A 23,566-nucleotide genomic window follows, 5' to 3' on the forward strand; every position below is an offset into this window, starting at 1 on the left:
TATCGGCTTGAGTCGCACTGCTGCGACCAACGTTTACTACAGTCCATCGCGACGTCTTTGCTTATTGCACCTGCTTTTGCACAACCGGTTCGAACGGGTAGATACGCCGCCAGTCGGCGGCCATATCGACCACGGTCCAACCCTTTGTATTGGCCTCGTCCAGGGCCTTGTCCAGGCGCCCCACCGAAGAGTTGCGGTCATACGCCCACTCCCGCGCAGCGTCGGTGTGGTGCACCAGCCCCATGAAACGTTTCCCCGCGCCTGCCGCCGTCCATTGCAGCATCTGCAAGTCGCCGTCGGAGTTGCCGAAGGCGAGGATCGGTCGCCGGCCAATCACCGCATCGATGCTTTCCGGCTTACCCGGGCCATCGTCGTTATGGGCCAGCTTGGCGGTACGCAGGATCTGCGGCTTGCCGTCGTTGATCTGGAACTGCGTGACGAAGCTGCTGCCGATCACCTGTTCCGGCGGTACGCCATAGACCACGTCGGCAAAGGCGCGCATGAAGGCGGTGTCGCCGCCGGACACGATGTAGGTCTTAAATTGCTGGCTGCGCAGGTAGTCGAGCATTTCCAGCATCGGCTGGTAGATCATCTCGGTGTAGGGCTTGCCGGTTTTCGGATGGCGGGCCTGGGTCAGCCAGGCCTTGGCATTGGCGATAAAGGTCTCGGTGCTGATCCCGGTATGGGTCGCACCGATGATTTTCAGCAGGCCGTCCATGCCGCTCTGGGCCAGGGCCTGGTGGTCGTTTTCCAGCACGGCCTTGAACGGTTGGGTGGTTTTCCAGTCCGGGTGCTGGGGCGCCAGGCGCTTGATTTCATCGAACGCGAACAGCACCTGGAAGTACGCCGGCTGCTCGGTCCACAGGGTACCGTCGTTGTCGAACACGGCGATGCGCTCGGCGGGCTTGACGTAGTCCGTCGAACCTTCGGCGGTCACGGCCTGGACGAATTCGATGATGTGCTGTTTGCTCGGTCCTTCACTCCATGATGGCAGCGGGTCGCTGGCCAATGCGGGAAAGCTCAGGCACAGCAGCAGGGGCAGGGAGCGGCGCAGAGACGTCATGGGAAATCCTTTTCGCGACGGGGGTTCAGTGGTAGCAAGCGTAGTCGACGGCAGACCCGGCGCAATGTCGCCCAGGCGCGGCGCCACAGTGCTGGCAGCCGTGGCCAGAGCGAGTGGCCGAGGTAGCCGGCCAATAGCAGCAGCACCAGCGCCGCGCTCCAGGCCAGGCCGTGGCGCGACAGTTGCCAGCGCGTGTGTTGGCCCAGGTCCTTGAGGTCCTGGGCGATCGAAAAGGTCGGGCGGTAGTCGCTGCCAGCCAGGGCTTCGACGCTGATGGCGGGCAACTGCGCCACTTGCAGGCGATGGTTGCGGCTGTCCCACCATTTCACGCTGATGGCCGGTAACTGGTAATGGCCGCCCTGTTCGACCCGGTATACCCAACGGTCCACGCGTTGGCCGCCGCTGACAGTACCGCGCCCGTCGTCCAGATTGCTGATCAACGGCGCCTGCGGGTAAGCGCGCAGGCCTTCGATCGAGGCTTGAGGCGGCGCCGGCAAGGACAGCGCCGGGGTGTTGTCGGCTTGCAGGGTGAGGGTACGGGTCAGGCTGTCGCCCACCTTTAGCGGTGTGGCCGAGGTGCTGAGGTGTTGGCTCAGGCGCACCCCTTCGGCCACCAGCAGGTTCTCGCCGGGGTTGAATCCGGGTGGCAGCGTGGCCTTGAACGCCAGTGGCGCGCTGTGCGCAGTCAGAGGGGCGCTGGCCTGACCGGGTTGGGCGCTGACGGCCAGGGACGGCACGTTGAACTGCTGTGCCACGTTGGGAGTGATGCGGTAGCGATAGCGCATGCCATAGAAGTTCTGGCCGTCGATCACCTGGGTCAGGTGCTCGGCCTCGCCCCCCGGTGCCTCGACCCGGGCGCCCGGCAATTGCAGGGCGGGCAGGCTGGCGGCGGCGGTGAACCAGGTGTCGGTCAGCACGTCCACCTGCAACTGCGCTTGCTCGCCCACCATCACTGCCGGGCCGGGCAGCAGTTGCACGTGCACCTTGAGTTGCGGCTCGCCGGCCATGAGCTGTGTGCAGAACAGCAGGCCGAGCAGGGCGGGCTTATTCATGGGCGCCGCCCTGGTCTTGCAGGCTGAATTTGCGCCGCAGGAAGTTGGCCGGCGAGGTGGTCAGGTTCTGCAACCACAGGGCGTCACTGCTGGCTTGTTCGGTCTGCACCGCCTTGGTTTGGCCCTTGCCGGGCGTCTTGTCGAACTTGATCGCGTCGGGCTTGACCTCGGGGGCGTTGTCGGCGGCGCTTTCGGTGTCTTTTTTCAGGGCCATGGCCAATGCCAGGTTGGCACTGGCCTCGGGGAACTGTGGCTGGCGCTGCAAGGCTTGCTGGTAGGCGCTGATGGCCTGGTCGAACTTGAAGCGGCGCACATGGATATTGCCCAGGTAGAACGCCGCCTGCGCGCTGTCGAGTTGGGCGAAGGTGGCCTGGGCCAGATCGTAGTCGGCGGCGTTATAGGCCGCGATGCCTTTCCAGTAGGGGTCGACAAACAGGCGGGCGGCGGCGGGGTAGTGGTGGTGCTCGAAGGCCCAGCGCCCTTGTTGATCGGCTGTCAGAAAAGCATCGGCCAGCCCGTTGGCCTGGGCCGGCGCGGGTTGCAGGAACAGGCCCAGCATCACCACGGCGGCCCAATTCAGGCTCCAGCCCCGGCGCACGCCGAACAGTGCCACCAGCAACAGCGCCCAACACAGCCAGTAGCCTTCGTCTTTCCATTGCAGGGCGCGCTGTTGTTCATCGGCCGCCTGGAAGTGCTGCTGCGCGTGCAGCTCCACCCAGTCCAGGTCGTCGTCATTGAGGGTCAAGCTGCCCAGCGGCGCATCGGTGGCGGCGGCCAGTTGCTTCAAGGCCGGGGCGTCGAAACTGCCGGGGTTGCTGCCCACCGCCAGGACCAACACTTGCAGCGGGCTGTCGGCCAACAGGGGCTTGAGCCGGGGCAGTTGGGTGACGTCGGCCCCGTCGCTGAGCAGCAGCAGGGTGCCGGGGGACTTTTCTGCGTCGAGCAGGCGCCTGGCTTGCTCGATGACCGCAGCCACGTCCTTGCCCGGCCGTGTGATCAGGTCGCTGGCGAGGGCCTGGATAAAGCTGTCCAGCAGCGCCGGGTCATCGGTGGGCGGCAACACCAGGTGCGCGCTGCCGGCGTAGACGATCAGTGCGGTTCTTGCGCCTTTGCGCCGCGCAACCAGGTCATGCACCTTGTGTTTGGCCGCTTCCAGGCGGGTGGGCGGCACGTCGATGTTGTCCATGGACGGGGACAGGTCGAGGGCAATGATCAACGGTGCGCGATTCTCCAGGAAAGCCGGTCGGTCCTGCTCCCAGGTCGGCCCGGCAGCGGCGAGGGCGCCGAGCACCAGCAACGCACTGGCCAGGTGCACCGGGCGCAGGCGATGGGTATCGCTGGGCGTGAGCAACAGGTGCGGCAACAGGTGCGGGGCGATATTGCCGCGCAGGCGGCGTTGCAGGTCGCGGTTACGCCGCCAGAGCAGGGGCAGCAGCACGCCGATCAAGGCCAGTAGCAGCCAGGCGGGGCGCAGGAAGTGCAAGTCACTGAGGTTGAATGCCATCCGGCACCTCCCGTCTGGTGCGGTACGGCCATGCTGCAGCGATCAGGTGGTATACGGCGAACACACTCAAGGCTGCGCCCAGGGGCAGCCAGAACAGATCGCGCTTGGGTTGGTGGCTGAGGGTCTGGACCTGATGGGGGGTGAGCTGGTCGAGGGTGCTGTAGATCTGGTCCAGGGTGTCGCGGTTTTCTGCACGGAAATAGCGCCCGCCGGTGGCGTCGGCAATCTGTTGCAAGGCGCCCAGGTTGACCTTGGCCTCGCCCGACGCGCCGGGGTCGCCAATGCCGATGGTATGGATTACCACGCCTTTGGCCGCAGCCATGCTGGCGGCGTGGTCCGGGGTGATTGCGCTGCTGGTGTCGTTGCCGTCGGTGAGCAGGATCAGCACTTTCTCCTGCTCGTGGGCCGCGTCCAGCAGCTTCAGGCTCAGGCCGATGGCATCGCCAATGGCCGTGTTGGGCCCGGCCATGCCGATGCCGCTGTCATCGAGCAGCAGCGCCAGGCTGGCATGGTCCAGGGTCAGCGGTGCCTGGGGGTAGGCGCCGCTGCCAAACAGGATCAGGCCCAGGCGGTCATCCTTGCGCCGCTGGATAAACCCCTGCACCACCTGTTTGACTGCGGCCAGGCGGTCAATCTTTTGGCCGCTGGCGTCGGTGAAGTCCTGGGTCTGCATGGACTGGGAAATATCGATGGCCAGCATCAGGTCGCGCACCGGCTGTTGGCGTTCGATAGGTTTTTCTACCCAGACCGGGCGCGCCACGGCCAGCACCAAAAGGGCCCAGACCAGCAGGTTGAGCAGCAATTGCCCGCGATTGCTGCGGCTGCCGCTGGCTGCCGGGGCTTGCCCCACCGCGCGGCTCATCCCGGCGAAAAACGGCACCCGCACCGCGCTGCGCGCCTCGTGGTAGGCGGGCAGGTAACGCCAGGCCAGCCAGGGCGCTGGCAGCAGGAGCAACAACCAAGGGTAATCAAGCTGCCACATGATGCCCCTCCACCCAGGTTCGGCACTGGGCCAGCAGGCGTGCACGCTGTTCGGCGCCCAGCGCCTCGGGCGGCGCGTAAGCCAGTTCGGCCAGTTGCCGGCTGAGGTCTGCCGGCACCTGCCCAGCGCCATGGCGTTGCAGGAAGGCTTGCCAGTCGGCGCCACTCAAGGTCGGCACGCGTTGCAGCTCTTCGGGGGCCAGGGGCATCGACAGCGCCACGCGCTTGAGTAACACCGGCAGCTCCCGTAGATCCTCCAGCGCATCCAGGCGTGCCAGGGCCTCACGGCGATAGGCATTGCGGCGCCACGCAAGCCAGGCCCTGGCGGCCCACACCAGCAGGCCGAGGATCAGCAGGCCGAGCAGCAGCCACCACCCCCAGGTCTGCGGCCAGTAGCTGACGGGCGCGGGCAAGCCCAGCTCTTGCAGCTGTTCGATGCTCGGCACCTGGGCGTTCAACGGCGCCTGCCCAGTTCGTCGCGCAATTGCTCGGCGGCGGGCAGGGCGCTGCTGAACATCAGCACGGGCACCTGGCTGCGCCGCAACAGGTTGGCGACATCCTTGAGGCGGCCGCCGAGAAAATCCCCCAGGGGTTGGCGCACCTGCTGTTTTTGCACGGCCAACTCCACCTGCAACTGGCCCTGGGTCACGCGCAGTTGGCCACTTTTGGGCACGTTGAGGGCCAGGGGATCGTAGACCTGCAAGGCGAGCACATCGTTATGGGCCGACAGCTGGCGCAGCAGTTGCAGGGTGCGCGGCCCGGCGCCGGCAAAGTCGCTGACGATGCAGATCAAATGGTCATGCCCGGCCAGCGCCAGGCAATGCTGCAAGACCTTGTCCAGTTGCCCGTCGCCCTCATGGTCCGGATTGCGCGCATTGAGCGCCTGGTTGTGCTGCACGATACGGCTGCACAGGGCCTCGACCCGCTTGCGGCTGCGCAACGGGGCCACGGCGTCGATGCGCTCATCGTTGAACACCACGCCGCCGACCCGGTCGCCTGCGTTGAATACCATCCACGCGGCGAGCGCCGCCAGTTCGGCGGCGACGGCTGATTTGAAGCTGCGCACCGAGCCAAAGAACATCGACATGCGCTGGTCGACCACGATCAAGGCCGGGCGGTCGCGCTCTTCGGTAAAGGCGCGCACCACCGGCTTGCCGGTGCGCAGCGAGGCGCGCCAGTCGAGGTGGCGCAGGTCGTCACCGGGCTGGTAGCGCCGCAGTTCATCGAAGTTCAGGCCGCGCCCGCGCAGGCGTGACGCATGGTTGCCCGCCAGGATGCTGCCCTGGGGCTGGCGTGCCACAAAACTCAAGCCTCGTGCCTGGAACTGCAGGGCCATCAACTGCCCGAGGGACACGTAGACCTGACCGTCGGCGTTCATGCCGGGATCGCCACTTTGGCCAGCAGGCGGTCGAGCACCTGATCGGCACTGACTCCATCGGCCACCGCGTCGTAGCTCAGTTGCAGGCGATGGCGCAGTACTGGATGCACCACCGCTTGCACGTTGGCCGGGGTGACGAATGCCTGGCCCTGCAACCAGGCATCGGCGCGTGCGCAGCGGTCCAGGCCGATGCCGCCACGGGGGCTGGCGCCGAGGCTGATCCAGCGTGCCAGGTCCGGGTCGTAGTCGCCGGGATGGCGGGTGGCGTTGATCAGGTCGATCAGGTAGCGGTCGATGGCCGGCGCGACCTGCACGGCGCTGACTTCCCGGCGGGCGGCGAAGATCACCTCTTGTGCCAGGTTGAAGCCCTGAGTGACAGGGGCGTCGCCTGCCTGTTCTTCGGCCCGCAGCAAGCGCAGCACCTGGCTCTCATCGTCGGCGCTGGGGTAGTCGAGGAGGATTTTCAGCAAGAAGCGGTCCATCTGCGCTTCCGGCAGTGGGTAGGTGCCTTCCTGTTCGATGGGGTTCTGGGTGGCGACCACGATAAACAGTTCGGGCAGCGCGTGGCTGGCGCCGGCCACGGTGATTTGCCGCTCTTCCATGGCTTCGAGCAGGGCGGCCTGGACCTTGGCCGGGGCGCGGTTGATTTCATCAGCCAGGATCAGGTTGCCGAACAAGGGGCCGGGCTGGAAACGGATCTGGTTCTGCCCGTCCACCTGGTGCAGCACCTCGGCGCCGGTGATGTCCGAAGGCAGCAGGTCGGGGGTGAACTGGATCCGGCTCATCTGCGCGTCGAGGTGCCTGGCCAGGGCCTTGACCGTGCGGGTCTTGGCCAGCCCCGGCAGGCTTTCCAGCAGCAGGTGACCGTTGGCCAGCAGGCCCAGGAGGATCTGCCGGATAACCTGGTCCTGGCCCAGCACGCTTTCGGCGATGCTGGCTTGCAGGGCGTTAAGATCGTTGAGCGCTGTCATCACAATCATCCTTGAAGCATTGGGTCACCAGGGTGCGGCGACCACGATGTACTGCACGGAACTGCCGACGTACTGCGGTTGGTACCAGGTCGGCCCGCAATGCTGGTAGGCCACGCCATTGGCGATGACCGACACGCAATCGACCGGCACCGTGTTGACCCGCGTGCCGATGGCCAGGATCGTCGCGGTGGTGGCGCCGATCACGGCGGCCGTGGCCCAGGGGTGATACCAATCATCCGGCGGCGGTGGTGGCGGCGGTGGCGGCATCGGGTAAGGATGCGGCCCAGGCCCTGGTCCCGGCCCGGGATACGGCGGCGGATGCGGGCCGGGCGGCGGCCCTGGATACGGATGCGGCCCCGGCTGCGGGTGTGGCTCGGGATGAGGCGGCATGGGCCGGGGCGCCGGCATCGGGTGCGGCGGCGGTGGATGGAAACCGCCACCGCCATGGGGCACGACGAAGGTCCGTGCGCCACCGCCGCCGCGCATCTGCCAGGCGTGGGCGGTCAGCGGGTCGAACAGGGTCAGCAGCAAACTGGCAGTGAGCACCGCCGCCACGGGCTTCATGGTTGTGCTCCTGCGGGGGCCAGGGGGATTGCCCGGGCACCGGCTGGCGGGGTGAATTCAAAGTCGCGGTCGTTGCTCGGGGCGTCCAGCTGCCAGCGATAATCGACGCTGTGGCGCGGCTGCCCGGCGCTGTCGCGACGGCTGATCACCAGGCGGCACGGCAGCGGCTGCGGGCCCTGGCGCACCCACAGTTGCCAGTCGATGTCCGGTTGGCGGTAGGCGTAGTGATCGCATACCTGGCCATTGAGGGTCTGGCTGTCGATCCATAGTGCGTCGCTCAGACCGGCGGCCTTGGCGGTAGTGGCGTCCCAACGGAACAGGTCGGCCAGGGGCAGTTCGATGCCGTACCGTTCACTTAATTGGGCGAGCAGGCTGGCGATATCCGTGGGAGCGGCCTGCTCGGTGAAGTAGCCGCTGCGGCTGTCGTAGAGGGTGAAGCGCTGGCCGTTATAGAACAGGCTGCGGCGCTCGCCATTGCGTTCCACCTGCACCCGCAGCTTGTCGGGCTGCCTGGCCTGCAGGTGAGTCTGGTGATTGAACTCGATGACCTGGCCGTCCTCCAGGACCTGGTCGGTGCGGCTGTCGGTATCGAGCCGTAACTGCTGCACGCTGCGCAGATAGCTGCCCATCTGCTCCAGGGCGGCCAGGGCCTTGGGCTCCAGTTCGCCGGCCACCGCACCGCCGCTGACGAGCAGCAGGCCCAGCAACATACGATGAAAGCGCGACATGGCGTACCTCACGAATGCGATTACCAGACGTATTGCATGCGCAAGGTCCAGGTGTTCACGTCGGGCGAGCCGCGTCGCTCGGCAATGGTGTCGGAATAGGCCAGCAACCCGCCGAATTGCGGCGTGAGCATAAAGCCCAGGCTTGCCCCCAACAGGCCGTTTTCCTGCTTGTTGTCCTGCCAGATGCCGTCGATCTTGCTTTCACCACCCCGGCTGTAGGTGGCATCCAGCGAGGCCCAGAGCGCGCGATTGATGGTGTAGCTGTAGTGACCCTCGATGGCGTACAGCGGCTTTTGCTCCAGCTTGCTGTCGCCGTGGTACTCGTCGTTGTCGCCAAACAGCGAGACCCAGGTATTGATCTCAAGCCAAGTGGGGCCCAACGGCGTGCCGAAGCCCAGTTCTGGCTTGACCACCCAGCGGTTGGCGCCGATGTTGATCACGCGGTCCTTGTCATAGTCACCGGTGGGCACGGTGACCCACAGGGCACCGGTCAGGAAGGTCTCGGGTTTCCAGCTGGCGAACTCCGCCGCCGTGAGGGCCGGGCCGCCGAAGATGTTATGGGCGAACACCACCTGGGCATCGCCCATGCCGCCGTTGTGCTTGGTGCCATCGAAGAAGCGCGCGTTATCGAAGGACGCCGAAACATCGGCATAGGGCTGGATAAACTGGATGGCACTGTTACGCCCGTCGATGCCAAACGAGCGCGCGTAGCGCAACAGATACACATCGGCGTTGAGCGACAGGCCATCGATGGGCAGCGTGGTGTCGATGGGGGTGTTGGTGTCCACCCGGTTGTAGTAGCCGAACAGCATATTCAGATCGGTAGGGGTGTTCTGCCAATCCCTGGCATTGTCCGCAACACTTATCCCTGGCACCAGCGCCAGCGTGGCGGCGGCGAATGCACTCAGTCGACTGCGTGAAACCATGGCGCTACTCCTTGTCTGGGCCTGATGTCAGGGGTGTCGGGGCGGTTATTTCACCGGGGTCAGCGCCGGTAGTTTCCACTGGCCGTTACCCACCTCAGGCTTGGGCAGGTAAATGCGCAGTACGGCGTAGAACGGACCGGGTGGTGCTGGCAGCCAGTTGCTTTGTTCTGCTTTGGGCGGTTCGTGATGCTGGACCTTGAGCGTCAGGCCGCCATCGGCATCGAGCTTGAGCTGGGGCAACATCCGCGAGTTGATCAGGTAGCGTTTCTTGTGGTTTGCCACCAACAGCTTGTTTTTGCCGTTGTACATGGTCAGTGACCAGAACGCGTCGGCGGGCGGCAGTTGACCCTTGGCAAAGTGCAGGGTGTAGCTGTGCTTGGCGCCGTTGGCCGGCTTGCCCTCGCTGTCGACGAAGTAGCCCATGTAGGCGGCCTCATCGGTGGAGTTGCCGAAAATCCCCATGTCGGCACCGGCGTAGCGGTACAGGTAATTGTTTTGCAGGTGGTCGCGGCTGCCGAACAGGTCACCGCTGGCCACTTGATGGGTGTCGACCTTGTCTTTCTTGAAGGTGGCGAACTCGGCCTTGCCATCGGCGATCCCGTCTTCCAGGGCCTTGCGTTGTTCGGCGCTCAACTGGGCAACCTTGAACGGCGCGCCAGGGGCGATCCCGATCTTGGCAAAACGCGCCAGCAGCTCTTTTTCACTGTCCTGGGGCGCGGCGAAGGCCAGCATGAAGTTCAGGTAGCGGAACAACTGCGGGCTGTCGCTCATCTCGGCGACCGGTTTGGGCCACTCGATCTTCGCCACCTTGGCCGGCGCTGCCTGTTTGACGTAGCCGCTCAGGGGCTGGACCTTGTAGCCGGCCTGGATCTGCTTGACCTTGGCCAGGTCCTTGTCATCGAACAACTGGGTGCGATACAGGGCGTAGGCGATATTGCTTTCGCTGTAGACCACACGGTCCACATCCACCGGTTGCTGGCCCTTCCAGTCGGGCCCGGCGACCATGTAGTGCCCGCCATTGTTGCCGGTGCTGCGGGTGCCCAGGTAGGCGAAGTTCTGCGTATAGAGGTCGATCAACTGCACGGAGTAATAGCGGTTGTCCTCGATTTTCGGCAGGGTCAGCACCATCGGCTCGCGGCGCAGGTCCAGCCAGACAAAGGAGTAAGGGGTGTCCGAATTGGGGGTGACGAAGGCCGTGTCCTTGGGGGTGAAAACCTTGGCGGTGTTGCCGATGTGGTTGAACGGCGCCTTGAAGTTGGCGCCGCCCTTGTCCACCGCCTGGGTGTAGAGGGTCTTGTACATTTCCACTACCGGGAAACCATACAGGTACGCTTCCTTGGCAATGGCCCGGGCTTCGCCGGGGGAGGCGGTAAAGTCCGCCCAGGCGCCGGTACTCAGCAGTATCGAGAGGCTCGCCAGCAGCAGGCGCGTCGGTTTTCCAATCATGTTGGTGCGTCCTTCCTTCAAACCGTCAGGGAACAGGGGTGATGTCGTCGAGCTTCCAGCGCTTGTCGAAGTAGGCCTCGGTAGGGGCATACAAGCGGAAGTAGCTGAACCAGTGTTTGCCCGGCAGAGTTTGCACCCAGTTGTTCTCGAAGTCTTTTGGCGCGGTGGGGCCAAAGTACAAATCCACCGAACCGTCGGGATTTTTCTTCAGGTCCTGGCGAGAAGACAGGTCGGCCTTGCGTTGTGGGTTGTCGATCAGGCAGCGGCTGTCGATGTCGTACACCGTCATCGACCAGAACTGCTTGGCCGGTGGGTTGGCGCCCACGTGCAGTTTGTAGTGCTTGGCGCCATCGAGCCATTGGCCCTTCTGGTCGGTGTAGGCGCCGAGGTAGGTCTGGCCCAGGCCCGGAGTCTTGGAGACCATGCCCTTGGTGTTGGTCACCGCTTCATAGAACCAGGCGCTGCGCTCCCATAATTGGTCGTAGAAGGTCACGCGCTGGGAGGGGTCGGCGATGTTCAGCACCGTATCCCACTGGCGGTCCGGCCAGTACTGGGCCTGGGGGAAGCGCTTGGCGAAGGCGTTGGCCTTGGCGATCAACTCGCCCATCTGCGCACCTTGCTCCAGGGCCTGGCGCTGGTGCTCGTTGGGGTTGAACGGCCGGTCTTTCTCAATGCCCAGGCTGGCGAGCATGGCCATGTAGAAACGGTCGCGCTCGTTGACTGGCTCCTTCTGGATGATCCCGTGCAGGCGCTCCCAGTACGCCATGCCGCGCGGCTGGGTGCCGGACCACGGCTTGCCAGCGGGTGACAGCAAGCGCGTTTTGCCAGGGTTGGCGCGCTGGGCGTAGGGGTACATGCGAAATTGCTCGACCAGGGCCTTGCCCTTGGCCGGGTCGGGGTCGAGCACGCGAAAGCCCACCAGCACGTTCATCGTTTGCGACTTGGCCAGGTAATACTTGCCCGCATCGGCGGGCGGTTCGTGGCCCGGTGGCAGCACCAGGTACTTGCCGCCCTTGCCTTGGTCCGGGCCGGTCTGGCCCATATCGATGATTGCGCGCTGCCAGAAGTCGCCAATGCCGCCGGCGGTAGGCCCCGGTGGCAACTCGATCACCAGCGGGCCGGTCTCGTTGAGGTCGACAAACCCCAGGATATACGGGGTGGTGGCATTGGCCGTGATCACCCCGAGCTTGTCTTCGTAGGTGGTGAGCACCATCAGGTCGCCACTGCGCGCGCCGAGCTTGGTACTGAATTCGTCCTGCCATTGGGCGTAGGACACCAGCGGCAGAGCCCAGAGAAAACTCTGGGTGGCCTGTTGGAAATCCAGCTCGCCGTACAGCTTGGCGATTTCACTGTGGGCGGGCAATTCGCCCTCCATGGTGATCGGGCCGATGCGGGTGTCGAGGGTCTGGGCATGCACGCCCACTCCACAACTGGCGGACAGAGCCAGGAGGGTGAAGCCGGCATTGCGCATCAGGGCCTGCATAAATCGTCCTTATTTCCCGAAAGTCACGTTGATCCCGGCGAACAGGGTGAACTGCGGCAGGCCATCGCCCTTGCGCGCCACCGTCCACTGCGGCTCGACGTAGGCGTTGAGAATATTGCTGCCGGCTTTCCAGGCCTTGCCCGCACCAAAGCCGATGGGGATGTAGTGGGTGTCGTTCTTCAGGTCGAAGGTCCAGGTGCCCGTGGAGCGCAGGTACCAGCCCTTGGGCAGGTTATGGATGATGAAGGGCTGGAAGGTCGCGCTTTCCACGTGGGCCCGGTCGCGGTCGCCGGCGAACGAGCTCTGGTACTGCACCAGCGCGCCCAGCAGGCCACGGGGCGAGGCGTCGATGGCCACGGCTGCCAGGCCGGCCTGCCATTTGCCGGTGCCCAGTTCATCGTGCTCGGCAGTCGGCGCGGTGAGCTGCGGGCCGATGCCCAACTGCACACCTTCGGTCTTGAGCAGGAAGATATCGAACAGGTTCAGGTCACCGATGCCGGTGCTGTAGCCGCTATGGGGATCGGGGCGAGTGCTCAGGGGCAGGGTGGCGCGCAGCAGCTGGGGCACGCCGATAAAGTCCGAGGGGGCAATGGGCAGGGTGCCGCGCAGCAACACGTCATTGGTATGGGCATTGGTGTCGTACAGCCTGGGGGTGTAGTAGTCCTGCAAGTTGGCGCCGGGTGCCATGTTGAGCGGGTTGTTGCTCTTGTTGGCGGTTTCGGCGTTATCGGCCTGGGCAGAACACGCGGGCAACAGTAAAGCGGCCAACATACATGCTGGAAGTCGCGGTGCTGTGAACATGATGATTCCCCAGTTCCTTGGTCACTGACCCGATAGCGCTTTCGTAGGGCTGCCGGTAGTCCTTATTCGAAAACCTGGTAGGACATGTCGTTTGAAGCTAGCAGTTAAATTCAGACTCGCTAGTCACTCGAACGAATTAATGACTTTGTGTGGGGGCAATCACGGTTTGTTTGCGGGGATACAGGGGGGGGGAGTCAACCCAGCATGCTTTTGACTTTATCGCGCAGTTGATCGATGGAGAATGGCTTGGCAATCATCTGCACACCTGCGGGCAGCTCAATGTTTTCGGCATAGCCACTGGCAAGCAGGATGGGCAGGCTTGGGCGCAATGTGCGTGTTCGCTGCGCCAGCTCCTTGCCATTCATGCCCGGCAGGCCCCAGTCGGTCATCATCAGGTCGATCACATGGATGTTGTCTTCTATGAATACCAGGGCGGCTTCGGCGTGTTCAGCCTCGAGCACCTTGAACTCCAGTTCTTCGAGCACATCGACGATCAACATGCGCACGATGGCATCGTCTTCGACGACAAGGATGGTGGAGGCAGCGGACATAATGAGGGTTCCCAGATGATGGTGTTAACGAGACCATCCTCTAGTGAGTTGCGTCGATCCCGGCAAGTTCCCCAAGCGGGGTGGGTATTGTGCCGATAATCCGGCGCAATGTCCTGAGTGTGTCGTTGAAATACGTCATAAACGTAGCCCTTACCGACGATTTTGGGGCAAACTCCCGGTTTTTCCGCTCTTGGCCAAGGCACGCCCATGACTCCCGCATCGTCCGTCGATGAAAACAGTTTCCGCAAACTCCTGAGCCGTAACGTGGCCTTGCCATTGGGCGTGGGTGTGCTCAGCGCGGTGTTTTTCGTGTGCCTGATCACCTACCTGCTATCGGTGATCCAGTGGGTGGAGCACACCGATCGGGTGATCAATAACCTCAATGAAACCGCGAAACTGACCGTCGACCAGGAAACCGGCATGCGCGGTTTCCTGATTACCGGGGATGAGCATTTTCTCGACCCCTACGAAGTGGCCAAGCCACGGATCATTTCCGACCTGCGCAATTTGCAGGCGCTGGTGGCGGATAACCCCCAGCAAGTGGACCGACTCAAGCGCCTGGAATCGCTGCAACTGGAGTGGAACAACTACGCCCAGACGATGATTGACCTGCAACGGCAGAACGGTGATTACCGTGGCGCGGTGAAAGCCGGGAGGGGTAAGCGCCTGACCGACGAAATTCGCAAGGAATACGACGCCGCGGTTGCCATGGAGCAGCAGTTTCGCATCGACCGCAATGAGGACGTGACTCGCACCACAGTCCTGAGCGTGACCTTCTACCTGCTGTTTGTGCTGGGCCTGAGTGGTTTCCTGGCCTACGTCGGCAGAAAGAATCTGCTGGTGCTTTCCGACAGTTACAGCGCCAACTTGGCCTCGCAGATGAAGATCGCCAAGCGCCTGGAACAGCAGGCCTGGCTGCGCAACGGGCAGACCGGGCTGGCCGAACAGGTGCTTGGCCAACTGACCCTGAACCTGCTGGGGCGCAATATTTTGCAATTCTGTGCCCAGTACATGGGCTCGGTGGTGGCTGCGCTGTATGTGCGCGAAGAACATGGCGGCCTCAAGCGTGTGGCCGCGTATGGCTTTTCCCGGGAGCAGGAGCAGCAGGAGCAGGCGATCTACCGCGATGAGGGGATCGTCGGCCAGGCGGCACAGCAGCACCGTTTGATTCGCCTGGACGATGTGCCGGTGGATTACTTCAAGGTCAGCTCGGGCCTGGGTGATGGCGCGCCGCGTAGCGTGCTGGTGGTGCCGACCAGTGATGATGACCGGGTCAATGGGGTGATCGAGCTGGGCTTCTTGCGCCCCCTGGACGACCGCGATGTGGAGCTGCTGGAGCTGATCGCGGGCAATATCGGCACCTCCATCGAGGCGGCGCGCTATCGTCAGCGCTTGCAGGAAGTGCTGGCCGAGACCCAGCAGCTCAACGAAGAGTTGCAAGTGCAGCAAGAAGAGCTCAAGACCGCCAACGAGGAACTCGAAGAGCAGTCGCGCATTCTCAAGGAATCCCAGGCGCACCTGGAAACCCAGCAGGCGGAGCTGGAGCAGACCAACGAGCAATTGGCCGAGCAGACCCAGATCCTTGCCGACCAGCGCGACGCCATGGACCGCAAGAACGTCGAGCTCAATCGCGTGCAGGTCGAGCTGGAGGACCGCGCCGACGAGTTGCAGCGCTCCAGCAAGTACAAGTCCGAGTTCCTCGCCAACATGTCCCATGAACTGCGCACGCCGCTCAACAGTTCGCTGATCCTGGCCAAGCTGCTGGCGGAAAACTCCGAGGAAAACCTCAGTGCCGAACAGGTCAAGTTTGCCGAGTCGATTTACTCGGCGGGCAACGACCTGCTTAACCTGATCAATGACATCCTGGACATTGCCAAGGTCGAGGCCGGCAAGCTCGATATGCGTCCCGAGAACACCAGCGTGGCACGCCTGGTCGAGGGCCTGCGCGGGATGTTCGAGCCTTTGGCCCGCGACCGCAAGCTGGGTTTCCAGGTGGAAGTGCAGGCCGGCGCGCCGCTGATGCTGTTCACCGACCGCCAGCGCCTGGAACAGATCCTCAAGAACCTGCTGTCCAACGCGGTCAAGTTCACCGAGAAGGGCCAGGTCAGCCTGACCATTTCCCGCCAGCCGGGGGAGGGCATTGCCTTTACCGTGCGCGATTCCGGCATTGGCATCGCGCCCGACCAGCAGCAAAGCATCTTCGAAGCCTTCCGCCAGGCCGACGGCACCACCAACCGCCGCTATGGCGGCACCGGCCTGGGGCTGTCGATTTCCCGCGACCTGGCGACCTTGCTCGGCGGCTACATCAACGTCACCAGCGAGCCGGGCCAGGGCAGCATTTTTACCTTGGTGCTGCCAGAGCAGTACGTGGAGCGCGACGAAGACGCGCCGCCGATCGAGCAGCCGCGGGCCATGGTGGCCGCCCCGGCCCCTGTGGCGCCGGTACGGGTTTCACCGTTGCCGGTGGCGGATGAAGCGTTGATCCCGCGCTTTGCCGACGACCGCGAGCAGGCACCGTTCGTTACCCGTTGCATCCTGGTGGTGGAAGATGAGCCGAACTTTGCGCGCATCCTCTTCGACCTGGCCCATGAGCTGGGTTACCACTGCCTGGTGGCCCATGGTGCGGACGAGGGCTATAGCCTCGCCGAACAGTACCTGCCCGACGCGATCCTCTTGGACATGCGCCTGCCCGACCACTCCGGGCTTACCGTGCTGCAACGCCTCAAGGAACACGCCGAGACCCGGCATATCCCGGTGCATGTGATTTCCGTGGAGGATCGCGTGGAAGCCGCCATGCACATGGGCGCCATCGGCTATGCGGTCAAGCCCACCACCCGCGAAGAGCTCAAGGACGTATTTGCGCGCCTGGAGGCCAAGCTGACGCAGAAGGTCAAGCGCATCCTGCTGGTGGAAGACGATGATTTGCAGCGCGACAGCATCGCGCGCCTGATCGGTGATGACGACATCGAAATCACCGCCGTTGGCTTCGCCCAGGAGGCCTTGGACCTGCTGCGCAGCACGGTGTACGACTGCATGATCATCGACCTCAAGCTGCCGGACATGCTCGGCAACGAGTTGCTCAAGCGCATGGCCACCGAGGATATCTGCTCGTTCCCGCCGGTGATTGTCTACACCGGGCGCAACCTGACCCGCGACGAAGAGGCAGAACTGCGCAAGTATTCACGCTCGATCATCATCAAGGGCGCCCGTTCGCCGGAACGGTTGCTGGATGAAGTGACACTCTTTCTGCACAAAGTCGAATCCCAGCTGTCCCAGGAACGACAGAAGATGCTCAAGACCGCCCGCAGCCGCGACAAGGTCTTCGAGGGGCGCAAGGTGCTGCTGGTGGACGACGATGTGCGCAATATCTTCGCCCTCACCAGCGCCCTGGAGCACAAGGGCGCGATTGTGGTCATTGGCCGCAACGGCCGTGAGGCGATCGAGAGGCTCAATGAGGTCGAGGACATCGACCTGGTATTGATGGACGTGATGATGCCGGAGATGGATGGCTACGAGGCCACCGCCTTGATCCGCCAGGACCCGCGCTGGCGCAAGCTGCCGATCATCGCGGTGACGGCCAAGGCCATGAAGGACGATCAGGAGCGCTGCCTCGCGGCGGGCTCCAACGACTACCTGGCCAAGCCGATTGACCTGGACCGGCTGTTTTCGCTGATCCGGGTGTGGTTGCCCAAGATGGAACGCATTTAAGTGGAAATACACTAAGTGGATCGAAGTAATGATATTGAACTGCGCTTGCTGATCGAGGCGATTTACCTCAAGTACAGCTATGACTTTCGCGACTATTCCGGGGCTTCGGTCAAGCGCCGTGTGGCCCACGCCTTGCGCCAGTTCGACTGCAAGACCATCTCGGCCTTGCAGGAGCGGGTGCTACACGATCCCACGGCGTTCATGCAGTTGCTGCAGTTCCTGACCATCCCGGTCAGCGAGATGTTTCGCGACCCATCGCACTTTTTGGCGATTCGCCAGGAAGTGGTGCCGCTGCTCAAGACCTACCCGTCGATCAAGATCTGGATCGCCGGCTGCAGCACCGGGGAGGAGGTGTATTCGATGGCCATCCTGCTGCGCGAGGAAGGCTTGCTGGAACGCACTATCATTTACGCCACCGATATCAACCCCAATTCCCTGGAGAAGGCCAAGCAGGGGATCTTTTCCCTGGAAAACGTGCGTGCCTACACCCACAACTACCAGCAGGCCGGAGGGCAGCGTTCGTTTGCCGACTACTACACGGCAGCCTACGATTACGCGATCTTCGACAAGACCCTGCGCGAGAACGTAACGTTCGCCGACCACAGCCTGGCGACCGATAGCGTATTTTCGGAAACTCAATTAATTTCATGTCGTAACGTACTGATTTATTTCAATAAAAAATTGCAGGATCGGGCGTTTGGGTTGTTTCATGAGTCGCTGTGTCATCGCGGCTTCCTGGTGCTGGGCAGTAAGGAAACCCTGGATTTCTCCGCCTACAGCAAGCAATTCGAACCCTTGGTCAAGCAAGAACGGATCTACCGCAAATCATGAACCAAGCAACTGCCAGCCCGGCCCGTGTGTCGGGTGTCCAAGCCATTGTCGTTGGCGCATCCGCCGGTGGGGTCGAGGCGTTGCTGAGTATTTTCGGGGCCTTGGCGCCTGGGTTCGACCTGCCGATCATTGCCGTACTGCACCTGCCGGATGAGCGGCGCAGCCAGTTGGCCGAGGTGTTTGACCGGCGCGTGGCAATGCATGTGGTGGAGGCGCGGGACAAGGAGATGATCCAGCCCGGCACCCTGTATTTTGCCGGCCCCGGCTACCACCTGTCGGTGGAGCAGGACCGCAGCCTGTCCTTGAGCCAGGAAGAGCGCGTGCATCACTCGCGCCCGGCCATTGACTATCTGTTCGAGTCGGCCGCCGATGCCTATGGCCCGCATCTGCTGGCGATCCTTTTGACCGGCGCCAACCAGGACGGCGCGCGTGGCCTGGCCCACGTCAAGCTGCGTGGCGGCACCACCGTGGTCCAGGACCCTGCCGAGGCCCGGGTGGCGGTGATGCCCAAGGCGGCACTGGCATTGCATGCACCTGACCAAATTCTTACCTTGAGCCGGATTGGCGCTTTGCTGGCTTCCCTGGAATCTTCCCCATGTTAAGTACTATCCAGGCCAAACTGCTGATCGTCGACGATCTGCCGGAAAACCTGCTGGCCCTTGAGGCACTGATCAAGCGCGAGGACCGCCAGGTCTACAAGGCATTGAGCGCGGACGAAGCCTTGTCGCTGCTGCTCGAGCATGAGTTCGCCATGGCTATTCTCGACGTGCAGATGCCCGGCATGAACGGCTTCGAACTGGCCGAGATGATGCGTGGCACCGAAAAGACCAAGAACATTCCTATCGTGTTTGTAAGTGCCGCCGGTCGTGAGCTCAATTACGCCTTCAAGGGCTACGAGAGTGGCGCGGTGGATTTCCTGCACAAGCCCCTGGACATCCACGCGGTCAAGAGCAAGGTCAATGTATTCGTCGACCTGCACCGCCAGAGCAAGGCCATGAAGCAGCAGGTCGAAGCCCTGGAGCAAAGCCGGCGCGAGCAGGAGTTGTTGCTCAACCGCCTGCAGGCGACCCAGGCCGAGCTGGAGCAGGCGGTGCGCATGCGCGATGACTTCATGTCCATCGTCGCCCATGAGGTGCGTACGCCCCTCAACGGCCTGATCCTGGAGACCCAGTTGCGCAAGATGCACCTGGCTCGGGACAACGCCGCTGCCTTTACCCTGGACAAGATGCACGCCATGGTCGATCGCGATGAACGGCAGATCCAGAGCCTGATCCGCTTGATCGAAGACATGCTCGATGTGTCGCGGATCCGCACCGGCAAGCTGTCGATCCGCCCGGGGCAGTTCGACCTGGCGCAGTTGGTGCGTAACCTGCTGGAGAACTTTGCCCCGCAAGTGGCGGCGGCCGAGTCGTCGGTGCAACTGGATGCGCCGCAGCCGGTGGAGGGCAAGTGGGATGAGTTTCGCATCGAGCAGGTGGTGTCCAACCTGTTGACCAACGCCCTGCGCTACGGCGCCAAGAGCCCGGTGGCGGTACGGGTGTATGCCGAACATGGCGAGGCCAGGGTGGAAGTCCGGGACCGCGGGATCGGTATCAGCGAAGACAACCAGAAGCGGATTTTCCAGCAGTTCGAGCGCGTATCGGCCAACCATGCGGTGGCCGGGCTTGGCCTTGGGCTGTTTATCTCCGAACAGATCGTTGCGGCCCACGGCGGCACGATTGAAGTCGAGAGCCAGATAGGAGAGGGCGCATTGTTCCGTGTGTGCCTGCCCCTGGGGGCCGGGGCGTGAAATCAATCGTCACCCCGACGCAACCTCTGCGTGACCCTATGGTCGTATCAGCAGCAATTGACCGGACAAAGGCTTCCCATGAGTGAAGATGCGCAAGATGTTGTACTGATCGTCGAGGATGACGAGTCGATCATGTTCGTGCTGGGCGAGTACCTCGCGGGCCTTGGGTACCGGGTTCTCAAGGCCATCGACGGCGAGCAGGCTTTCGAAATCCTCGCTTCCAAGCCGCACCTGGACCTGATGGTGACTGACTATCGACTGCCTGGCGGGATTTCCGGGGTGCAGATCGCTGAGCCTGCGATCAAGCTGCGGCCGGAATTGAAGGTGATCTTTATCAGCGGTTACCCGCAGGAGATCCTCGACTGCAACAGCCCGATCACCCGTAACGCGCCGATCCTGGCCAAGCCGTTTGATCTGGATACGCTGCATGAGCATATCCAGCGGCTGCTGGCCTGAAGCTTCAGGCGCGTGCTGGCAGGTCCTGACCGTGCAGCGACGCGGGAGCGTTTTTTGCAAATGCCCCCGCATGTCAGGCCTGAATCATCTCCCGCACCTTCGCCGTCAACAGGTCGAAGGTAAAGGGCTTGGTGATCAACTGCATGCCCGGGTCCAGGAACCCGCCGCGCACCGCCGCGTGCTCGGCATAGCCGGTAATGAACAACACCCTCAGGTCCGGACGGATCTGCCGGCCGATCTCCGCCAATTGGCGGCCGTTCATGCCCGGCAAGCCCACATCGCTGATCATCAGGTCAATGCGCTGGCTGGATTCGATAATCGGTAGCGCACTGTCGGCATCTCCCGCCTCGACAAAGGCATAGCCCAGCTCACTCAGTACCTGGCTCACCAACACCCGTACCGCCGGGTCATCCTCGACAATCAGCACACACTCGCCGGCGTTGGCAAACGGCAGCAATGCCGGGTCCTGCGGGGAATCGGCAGTGACTTCACCGACAAACCTGGGCAGGAACAGGCTCACCGTGGTGCCTTTGCCGACCTCACTGTGGATGATCACATGGCCACGGGACTGGCGGGCGAACCCGTAGATCATCGACAGGCCCAGGCCGGTGCCCTGGCCGATGGGTTTGGTGGTGAAGAACGGGTCGAAGGCGCGGCTGATCACGTTTTCCGGCATGCCGCAGCCGGTGTCGCTGACGTTCAGCTCCACGTAGTCGCCCGGGGTCAGGGTGCCGTAGGCGGCGGTGAACACGTTATCGAGGTGGCGATTGCGCGTTTCGACCACCAGTCGACCGCCGTCAGGCATGGCGTCGCGGGCATTCAGCGCCAGGTTGAGCAGGGCGCTTTCCAGCTGATTGGGGTCGGCTTCGGCGGTCCACAGCTGCCCGCTCAATTGCATCTCCAGCACGATGCTTTCATTGAGGCTGCGTTGCAGCAATTCGCCCATGGACGTCACCAACTGGTTGATTTCCACCGGCTTGGAGTCCAGCGACTGGCGGCGGGAAAACGCCAGCAGGCGGTGGGTCAGGCCGGCGGCGCGGTTGGCCGAGGTCACGCCCAGGTCGATCAGGCTGTCGAGGTCGTCCAGGCGGCCCCGGGCCAGGCGCCGGCGCAGCAGTTCGAGGCTGCCGATAATCCCGGTAAGCATGTTGTTGAAGTCGTGGGCGATACCGCCGGTCAACTGGCCCACGGCTTCCATTTTTTGTGACTGGCGCAAGGCTTCTTCGTTACTGCGCAGTTGCGCAGTGCGTTCTTCGACTTGCTGTTCGAGGGTTTCGAGAGTGCGTTGCAGGCGCAGTTCGCTCTGGCTCAGGTCGATCAGGCGGTCGCGGGCTTCGTATTGCCGTCGGCGCCCGCGCAGGGCGGTGGTCACCAGGCTGATCAGCGTCACCGGGTGAAACGGCCGCTCCAGTAAGGTGATGTTGCCCAGGCTGGCGCTCAAGTGGGATGAGGCGTTCTGTTCGGTGCCGCCATGGTGGGTCATCAGGACGATGGGCAGGTCCGACCAGGCTGGCTGCTGGTGCAGATAGTCCAGCAGCGGTTCCAGCCCGACCCCGTGCAAGGCTTCGGCGGCGATGATCAGCAGGCCCGCGCCCTGTTCCAGTTCGTCGCAGAGCATGGGCAGGTTGGGGGCGGCGATACCGCTGAAACCTGCCTCGTTGAGCATCATCAGCGCCAGCGAGCTGTCCCGTCCCAAGGGCGCGAGAATGATCGCGCGCTCGGAAACGGCCGGCAGGCTACTCACAAGCTCTCATCCTTGAGCAGCGGCTTGCCGGCACCCATGTAGGTGGGCACTCCGCGCAGCACGCCCTGGAAGGCTTCGAGGGGTTCGCCGATGGTCATGCCACGGCTGGCGATGCGGTATTCGCGGATGGTCGATTCATGGCTGCCGGTGCGTTTCTTGATGATGGAAATTGCCCGTCGTACCTTGCCCAGTGCTTCGAAGTAGCGCAATAGGATCACCGTGTCTGCCAGGTAGGTGATATCCACCGGCGCTTGCATGTCGCCGACCAGGCCGTGCTGGGCCACGGTCATGAAGGTCGCTGCGCCACGGCGGTTGAGGTACAGCAACAGCTCGTGCATGTGCAGCACCAGGGCGTTTTCCTCAGGCATCGCTGCCTGGTAACCGTTGATGCTGTCGATGACCACGGTCTTGATCTGGCGCTCATCCACGCAACGCCGCACCCGGTGGGAAAACTCGCCGGGCGACAGCTCGGCGGCATCCACCTGCTCGATCAGCAGGTTGCCGGTGGCTTGCAGGGCGGCCAGGTCAATGCCCATGTTTTTCATGCGGTCGAACAGCAGGCCCAGCTCTTCATCGAAGATAAACAGCGCGGCCTTTTCGCCACGGGCCACTGCTGCTGCGGCGAAGATCATCGAGATCAAGGATTTGCCGGTACCGGCAGGGCCGAGGATCAGGGTGCTGGAGCCGGTCTCGATCCCGCCGCCGAGCAGCGCATCCATCTCGCGAATGCCGCTGGTCAGGGTCTGGCGGCTGTAACCGCTGCGGTGCTCGGCCGCCACCAGGCGGGGGAACACATGCACGCCATCTTCCATAATGGTGAAGTCGTGAAAGCCCCCCCGGTACTTCTGGCCACGGTACTTCACCACCCGTACCCGGCGTCGTTCCGCGCCGTAGTTGGGGGTCAGTTCTTCCAGGCGGATTACCCCGTGGGCCACGCTGTGTACGGTTTTATCCAGGGATTCGGTGGTCAGGTCGTCCAGCAGCAGCACGGTCGCTTCGTAACGCACGAAGTAGTGCTTGATCGCCAGGATCTGCCTTCGATAGCGCAACGAGCTTTGGGCCAACAGGCGGATTTCCGAGAGGCTGTCGATCACCACGCGGGTGGGCTTGACCCGTTCTACCACCTCGAAGATCTGCCGGGTGGCCTCGCCCAGCTCAAGGTCGGAGGAGTACAGCAGGCTTTGCTGATGCTCGGCATTGAGCAGGCTTTCAGGTGGGGTCAGTTCAAAGATATGGATGTGCTCATCCAGGTCCCAGCCGTGGGACTTGGCGCCCTGGCGCAGCTCGCGCTCGGTTTCCGACAGGGTGATATACAGCGATCGTTCCCCGGCCTTGGCGCCGGCCTGGAGAAACTGCAGGGCCACGGTGGTCTTGCCGGTGCCGGGCTCACCTTCGAGCAGGAACAGATGGCTACGCGATAGCCCCCCGGCAAGAATGTCATCAAGACCTTCGATGCCGGTGGCCGCCTTTGCTGTGAACAGCTCTTTGGATGTAGACAAGAAGTGCCCTCGGGTCACGTATAAGTTGAGGGGCGCGCCGGTCAAGGCGCGCCATATTCACTTGACCGTTGGGCTGTGGGGCGGTTCAACG

At 63.2% G+C, this 23,566-nt stretch carries 21 protein-coding genes; 5 read left to right on the forward strand and 16 right to left on the reverse strand.

Annotated features, from left to right (window positions below; all coding sequences use genetic code 11):
• Nucleotides 1–61 precede the first annotated feature (61 nt).
• The 14 genes from ACSSVH_RS12080 to ACSSVH_RS12145 form a co-directional block, all read right to left on the reverse strand.
• Nucleotides 62–1,063, reverse strand: a complete 1,002-nt coding sequence (locus ACSSVH_RS12080) for an HAD family hydrolase (RefSeq protein ID WP_492634597.1) — start codon at nucleotides 1,061–1,063, stop codon at nucleotides 62–64.
• Nucleotides 1,060–2,115 (reverse strand): hypothetical protein, encoded by a 1,056-nt coding sequence (locus tag ACSSVH_RS12085; RefSeq protein WP_492634598.1) that lies wholly within the window; start codon nucleotides 2,113–2,115, stop codon nucleotides 1,060–1,062. The genes ACSSVH_RS12080 and ACSSVH_RS12085 overlap by 4 nt, the downstream gene beginning before the upstream one ends.
• Complete coding sequence (locus ACSSVH_RS12090) at nucleotides 2,108–3,619, reverse strand: vWA domain-containing protein (protein ID WP_492634599.1); 1,512 nt, start codon at nucleotides 3,617–3,619, stop codon at nucleotides 2,108–2,110. The genes ACSSVH_RS12085 and ACSSVH_RS12090 overlap by 8 nt, the downstream gene beginning before the upstream one ends.
• Nucleotides 3,600–4,601: a vWA domain-containing protein gene (locus ACSSVH_RS12095; protein WP_492634600.1), complete on the reverse strand. Its 1,002-nt coding sequence runs from the start codon at nucleotides 4,599–4,601 to the stop codon at nucleotides 3,600–3,602. The genes ACSSVH_RS12090 and ACSSVH_RS12095 overlap by 20 nt, the downstream gene beginning before the upstream one ends.
• Nucleotides 4,588–5,058: a DUF4381 domain-containing protein gene (locus ACSSVH_RS12100; protein WP_169952520.1), complete on the reverse strand. Its 471-nt coding sequence runs from the start codon at nucleotides 5,056–5,058 to the stop codon at nucleotides 4,588–4,590. The genes ACSSVH_RS12095 and ACSSVH_RS12100 overlap by 14 nt, the downstream gene beginning before the upstream one ends.
• Complete coding sequence (locus ACSSVH_RS12105; RefSeq protein WP_170041507.1) at nucleotides 5,055–5,978, reverse strand: DUF58 domain-containing protein; 924 nt, start codon at nucleotides 5,976–5,978, stop codon at nucleotides 5,055–5,057. The genes ACSSVH_RS12100 and ACSSVH_RS12105 overlap by 4 nt, the downstream gene beginning before the upstream one ends.
• Nucleotides 5,975–6,949 (reverse strand): AAA family ATPase, encoded by a 975-nt coding sequence (locus ACSSVH_RS12110; protein WP_169952518.1) that lies wholly within the window; start codon nucleotides 6,947–6,949, stop codon nucleotides 5,975–5,977. Before ACSSVH_RS12110 ends, ACSSVH_RS12105 begins: the two co-directional genes overlap by 4 nt.
• 24 nt (nucleotides 6,950–6,973) lie before the next feature.
• The gene (locus tag ACSSVH_RS12115) at nucleotides 6,974–7,513 is read right to left on the reverse strand and encodes a hypothetical protein (RefSeq protein ID WP_492634601.1); all 540 of its coding nucleotides are present in this window, start codon (nucleotides 7,511–7,513) and stop codon (nucleotides 6,974–6,976) included.
• Complete coding sequence (locus tag ACSSVH_RS12120; RefSeq protein ID WP_170057412.1) at nucleotides 7,510–8,241, reverse strand: DUF2092 domain-containing protein; 732 nt, start codon at nucleotides 8,239–8,241, stop codon at nucleotides 7,510–7,512. Before ACSSVH_RS12120 ends, ACSSVH_RS12115 begins: the two co-directional genes overlap by 4 nt.
• A gap of 20 nt (nucleotides 8,242–8,261) precedes the next feature.
• A complete protein-coding gene (locus ACSSVH_RS12125) occupies nucleotides 8,262–9,167 on the reverse strand; it encodes a transporter (protein WP_169952514.1) in 906 nt (301 codons plus the stop codon).
• A gap of 45 nt (nucleotides 9,168–9,212) precedes the next feature.
• Nucleotides 9,213–10,613, reverse strand: coding sequence for a DUF1254 domain-containing protein (locus ACSSVH_RS12130; protein WP_169952511.1), 1,401 nt, complete (start codon nucleotides 10,611–10,613; stop codon nucleotides 9,213–9,215).
• Between the two features lie 25 nt (nucleotides 10,614–10,638).
• On the reverse strand, nucleotides 10,639–12,096 hold the full coding sequence (locus ACSSVH_RS12135; protein ID WP_170041504.1) for a DUF1254 domain-containing protein: 1,458 nt from the start codon (nucleotides 12,094–12,096) through the stop codon (nucleotides 10,639–10,641).
• 9 nt (nucleotides 12,097–12,105) lie between these two features.
• A complete protein-coding gene (locus ACSSVH_RS12140; protein ID WP_169952507.1) occupies nucleotides 12,106–12,867 on the reverse strand; it encodes a hypothetical protein in 762 nt (253 codons plus the stop codon).
• A 224-nt stretch (nucleotides 12,868–13,091) separates the two neighbouring features.
• Complete coding sequence (locus ACSSVH_RS12145) at nucleotides 13,092–13,448, reverse strand: response regulator (RefSeq protein ID WP_169952505.1); 357 nt, start codon at nucleotides 13,446–13,448, stop codon at nucleotides 13,092–13,094.
• A gap of 207 nt (nucleotides 13,449–13,655) precedes the next feature.
• On the opposite strand from ACSSVH_RS12145, the gene ACSSVH_RS12150 reads away from it, so the two are divergent.
• From ACSSVH_RS12150 to ACSSVH_RS12170, 5 genes are all read left to right on the forward strand, one after another.
• A complete protein-coding gene (locus ACSSVH_RS12150) occupies nucleotides 13,656–17,156 on the forward strand; it encodes a response regulator (protein ID WP_492634602.1) in 3,501 nt (1,166 codons plus the stop codon).
• 15 nt (nucleotides 17,157–17,171) lie between these two features.
• Nucleotides 17,172–17,987, forward strand: a complete 816-nt coding sequence (locus ACSSVH_RS12155; RefSeq protein WP_169952500.1) for a CheR family methyltransferase — start codon at nucleotides 17,172–17,174, stop codon at nucleotides 17,985–17,987.
• Nucleotides 17,984–18,589 (forward strand): chemotaxis protein CheB, encoded by a 606-nt coding sequence (locus ACSSVH_RS12160; protein WP_169952498.1) that lies wholly within the window; start codon nucleotides 17,984–17,986, stop codon nucleotides 18,587–18,589. Before ACSSVH_RS12155 ends, ACSSVH_RS12160 begins: the two co-directional genes overlap by 4 nt.
• Nucleotides 18,583–19,776, forward strand: coding sequence for a hybrid sensor histidine kinase/response regulator (locus ACSSVH_RS12165; RefSeq protein WP_169952496.1), 1,194 nt, complete (start codon nucleotides 18,583–18,585; stop codon nucleotides 19,774–19,776). The genes ACSSVH_RS12160 and ACSSVH_RS12165 overlap by 7 nt, the downstream gene beginning before the upstream one ends.
• 78 nt (nucleotides 19,777–19,854) lie before the next feature.
• Nucleotides 19,855–20,232 (forward strand): response regulator, encoded by a 378-nt coding sequence (locus ACSSVH_RS12170; RefSeq protein WP_029290496.1) that lies wholly within the window; start codon nucleotides 19,855–19,857, stop codon nucleotides 20,230–20,232.
• A 73-nt stretch (nucleotides 20,233–20,305) separates the two neighbouring features.
• Here ACSSVH_RS12170 and ACSSVH_RS12175 read toward each other — a convergent pair whose 3' ends face one another.
• Both ACSSVH_RS12175 and ACSSVH_RS12180 read right to left on the reverse strand, forming a co-directional pair.
• Nucleotides 20,306–21,976 (reverse strand): response regulator, encoded by a 1,671-nt coding sequence (locus ACSSVH_RS12175; protein ID WP_492634603.1) that lies wholly within the window; start codon nucleotides 21,974–21,976, stop codon nucleotides 20,306–20,308.
• Nucleotides 21,973–23,475, reverse strand: a complete 1,503-nt coding sequence (locus ACSSVH_RS12180; RefSeq protein ID WP_169952490.1) for an ATPase domain-containing protein — start codon at nucleotides 23,473–23,475, stop codon at nucleotides 21,973–21,975. Before ACSSVH_RS12180 ends, ACSSVH_RS12175 begins: the two co-directional genes overlap by 4 nt.
• Between the last annotated feature and the right edge of the window lie 91 nt (nucleotides 23,476–23,566).

The organism is Pseudomonas sp. HC1(2025) (genome assembly GCF_058742075.1).

What these genes read in the sequence shown, in the direction of transcription:
- ACSSVH_RS12080 (WP_492634597.1), bottom strand. Translation starts at nt 1,063, where the DNA reads ATGACGTCTCTGCGCCGCTCCCTGCCCCTGCTGCTGTGCCTGAGCTTT.
- ACSSVH_RS12085 (WP_492634598.1), bottom strand. Translation starts at nt 2,115, where the DNA reads ATGAATAAGCCCGCCCTGCTCGGCCTGCTGTTCTGCACACAGCTCATG.
- ACSSVH_RS12090 (WP_492634599.1), bottom strand. Translation starts at nt 3,619, where the DNA reads ATGGCATTCAACCTCAGTGACTTGCACTTCCTGCGCCCCGCCTGGCTG.
- ACSSVH_RS12095 (WP_492634600.1), bottom strand. Translation starts at nt 4,601, where the DNA reads ATGTGGCAGCTTGATTACCCTTGGTTGTTGCTCCTGCTGCCAGCGCCC.
- ACSSVH_RS12105 (WP_170041507.1), bottom strand. Translation starts at nt 5,978, where the DNA reads ATGAACGCCGACGGTCAGGTCTACGTGTCCCTCGGGCAGTTGATGGCC.
- ACSSVH_RS12110 (WP_169952518.1), bottom strand. Translation starts at nt 6,949, where the DNA reads ATGACAGCGCTCAACGATCTTAACGCCCTGCAAGCCAGCATCGCCGAA.
- ACSSVH_RS12115 (WP_492634601.1), bottom strand. Translation starts at nt 7,513, where the DNA reads ATGAAGCCCGTGGCGGCGGTGCTCACTGCCAGTTTGCTGCTGACCCTG.
- ACSSVH_RS12120 (WP_170057412.1), bottom strand. Translation starts at nt 8,241, where the DNA reads ATGTCGCGCTTTCATCGTATGTTGCTGGGCCTGCTGCTCGTCAGCGGC.
- ACSSVH_RS12125 (WP_169952514.1), bottom strand. Translation starts at nt 9,167, where the DNA reads ATGGTTTCACGCAGTCGACTGAGTGCATTCGCCGCCGCCACGCTGGCG.
- ACSSVH_RS12130 (WP_169952511.1), bottom strand. Translation starts at nt 10,613, where the DNA reads ATGATTGGAAAACCGACGCGCCTGCTGCTGGCGAGCCTCTCGATACTG.
- ACSSVH_RS12135 (WP_170041504.1), bottom strand. Translation starts at nt 12,096, where the DNA reads ATGCAGGCCCTGATGCGCAATGCCGGCTTCACCCTCCTGGCTCTGTCC.
- ACSSVH_RS12140 (WP_169952507.1), bottom strand. Translation starts at nt 12,867, where the DNA reads ATGTTGGCCGCTTTACTGTTGCCCGCGTGTTCTGCCCAGGCCGATAAC.
- ACSSVH_RS12145 (WP_169952505.1), bottom strand. Translation starts at nt 13,448, where the DNA reads ATGTCCGCTGCCTCCACCATCCTTGTCGTCGAAGACGATGCCATCGTG.
- ACSSVH_RS12150 (WP_492634602.1), top strand. Translation starts at nt 13,656, where the DNA reads ATGACTCCCGCATCGTCCGTCGATGAAAACAGTTTCCGCAAACTCCTG.
- ACSSVH_RS12160 (WP_169952498.1), top strand. Translation starts at nt 17,984, where the DNA reads ATGAACCAAGCAACTGCCAGCCCGGCCCGTGTGTCGGGTGTCCAAGCC.
- ACSSVH_RS12165 (WP_169952496.1), top strand. Translation starts at nt 18,583, where the DNA reads ATGTTAAGTACTATCCAGGCCAAACTGCTGATCGTCGACGATCTGCCG.
- ACSSVH_RS12170 (WP_029290496.1), top strand. Translation starts at nt 19,855, where the DNA reads ATGAGTGAAGATGCGCAAGATGTTGTACTGATCGTCGAGGATGACGAG.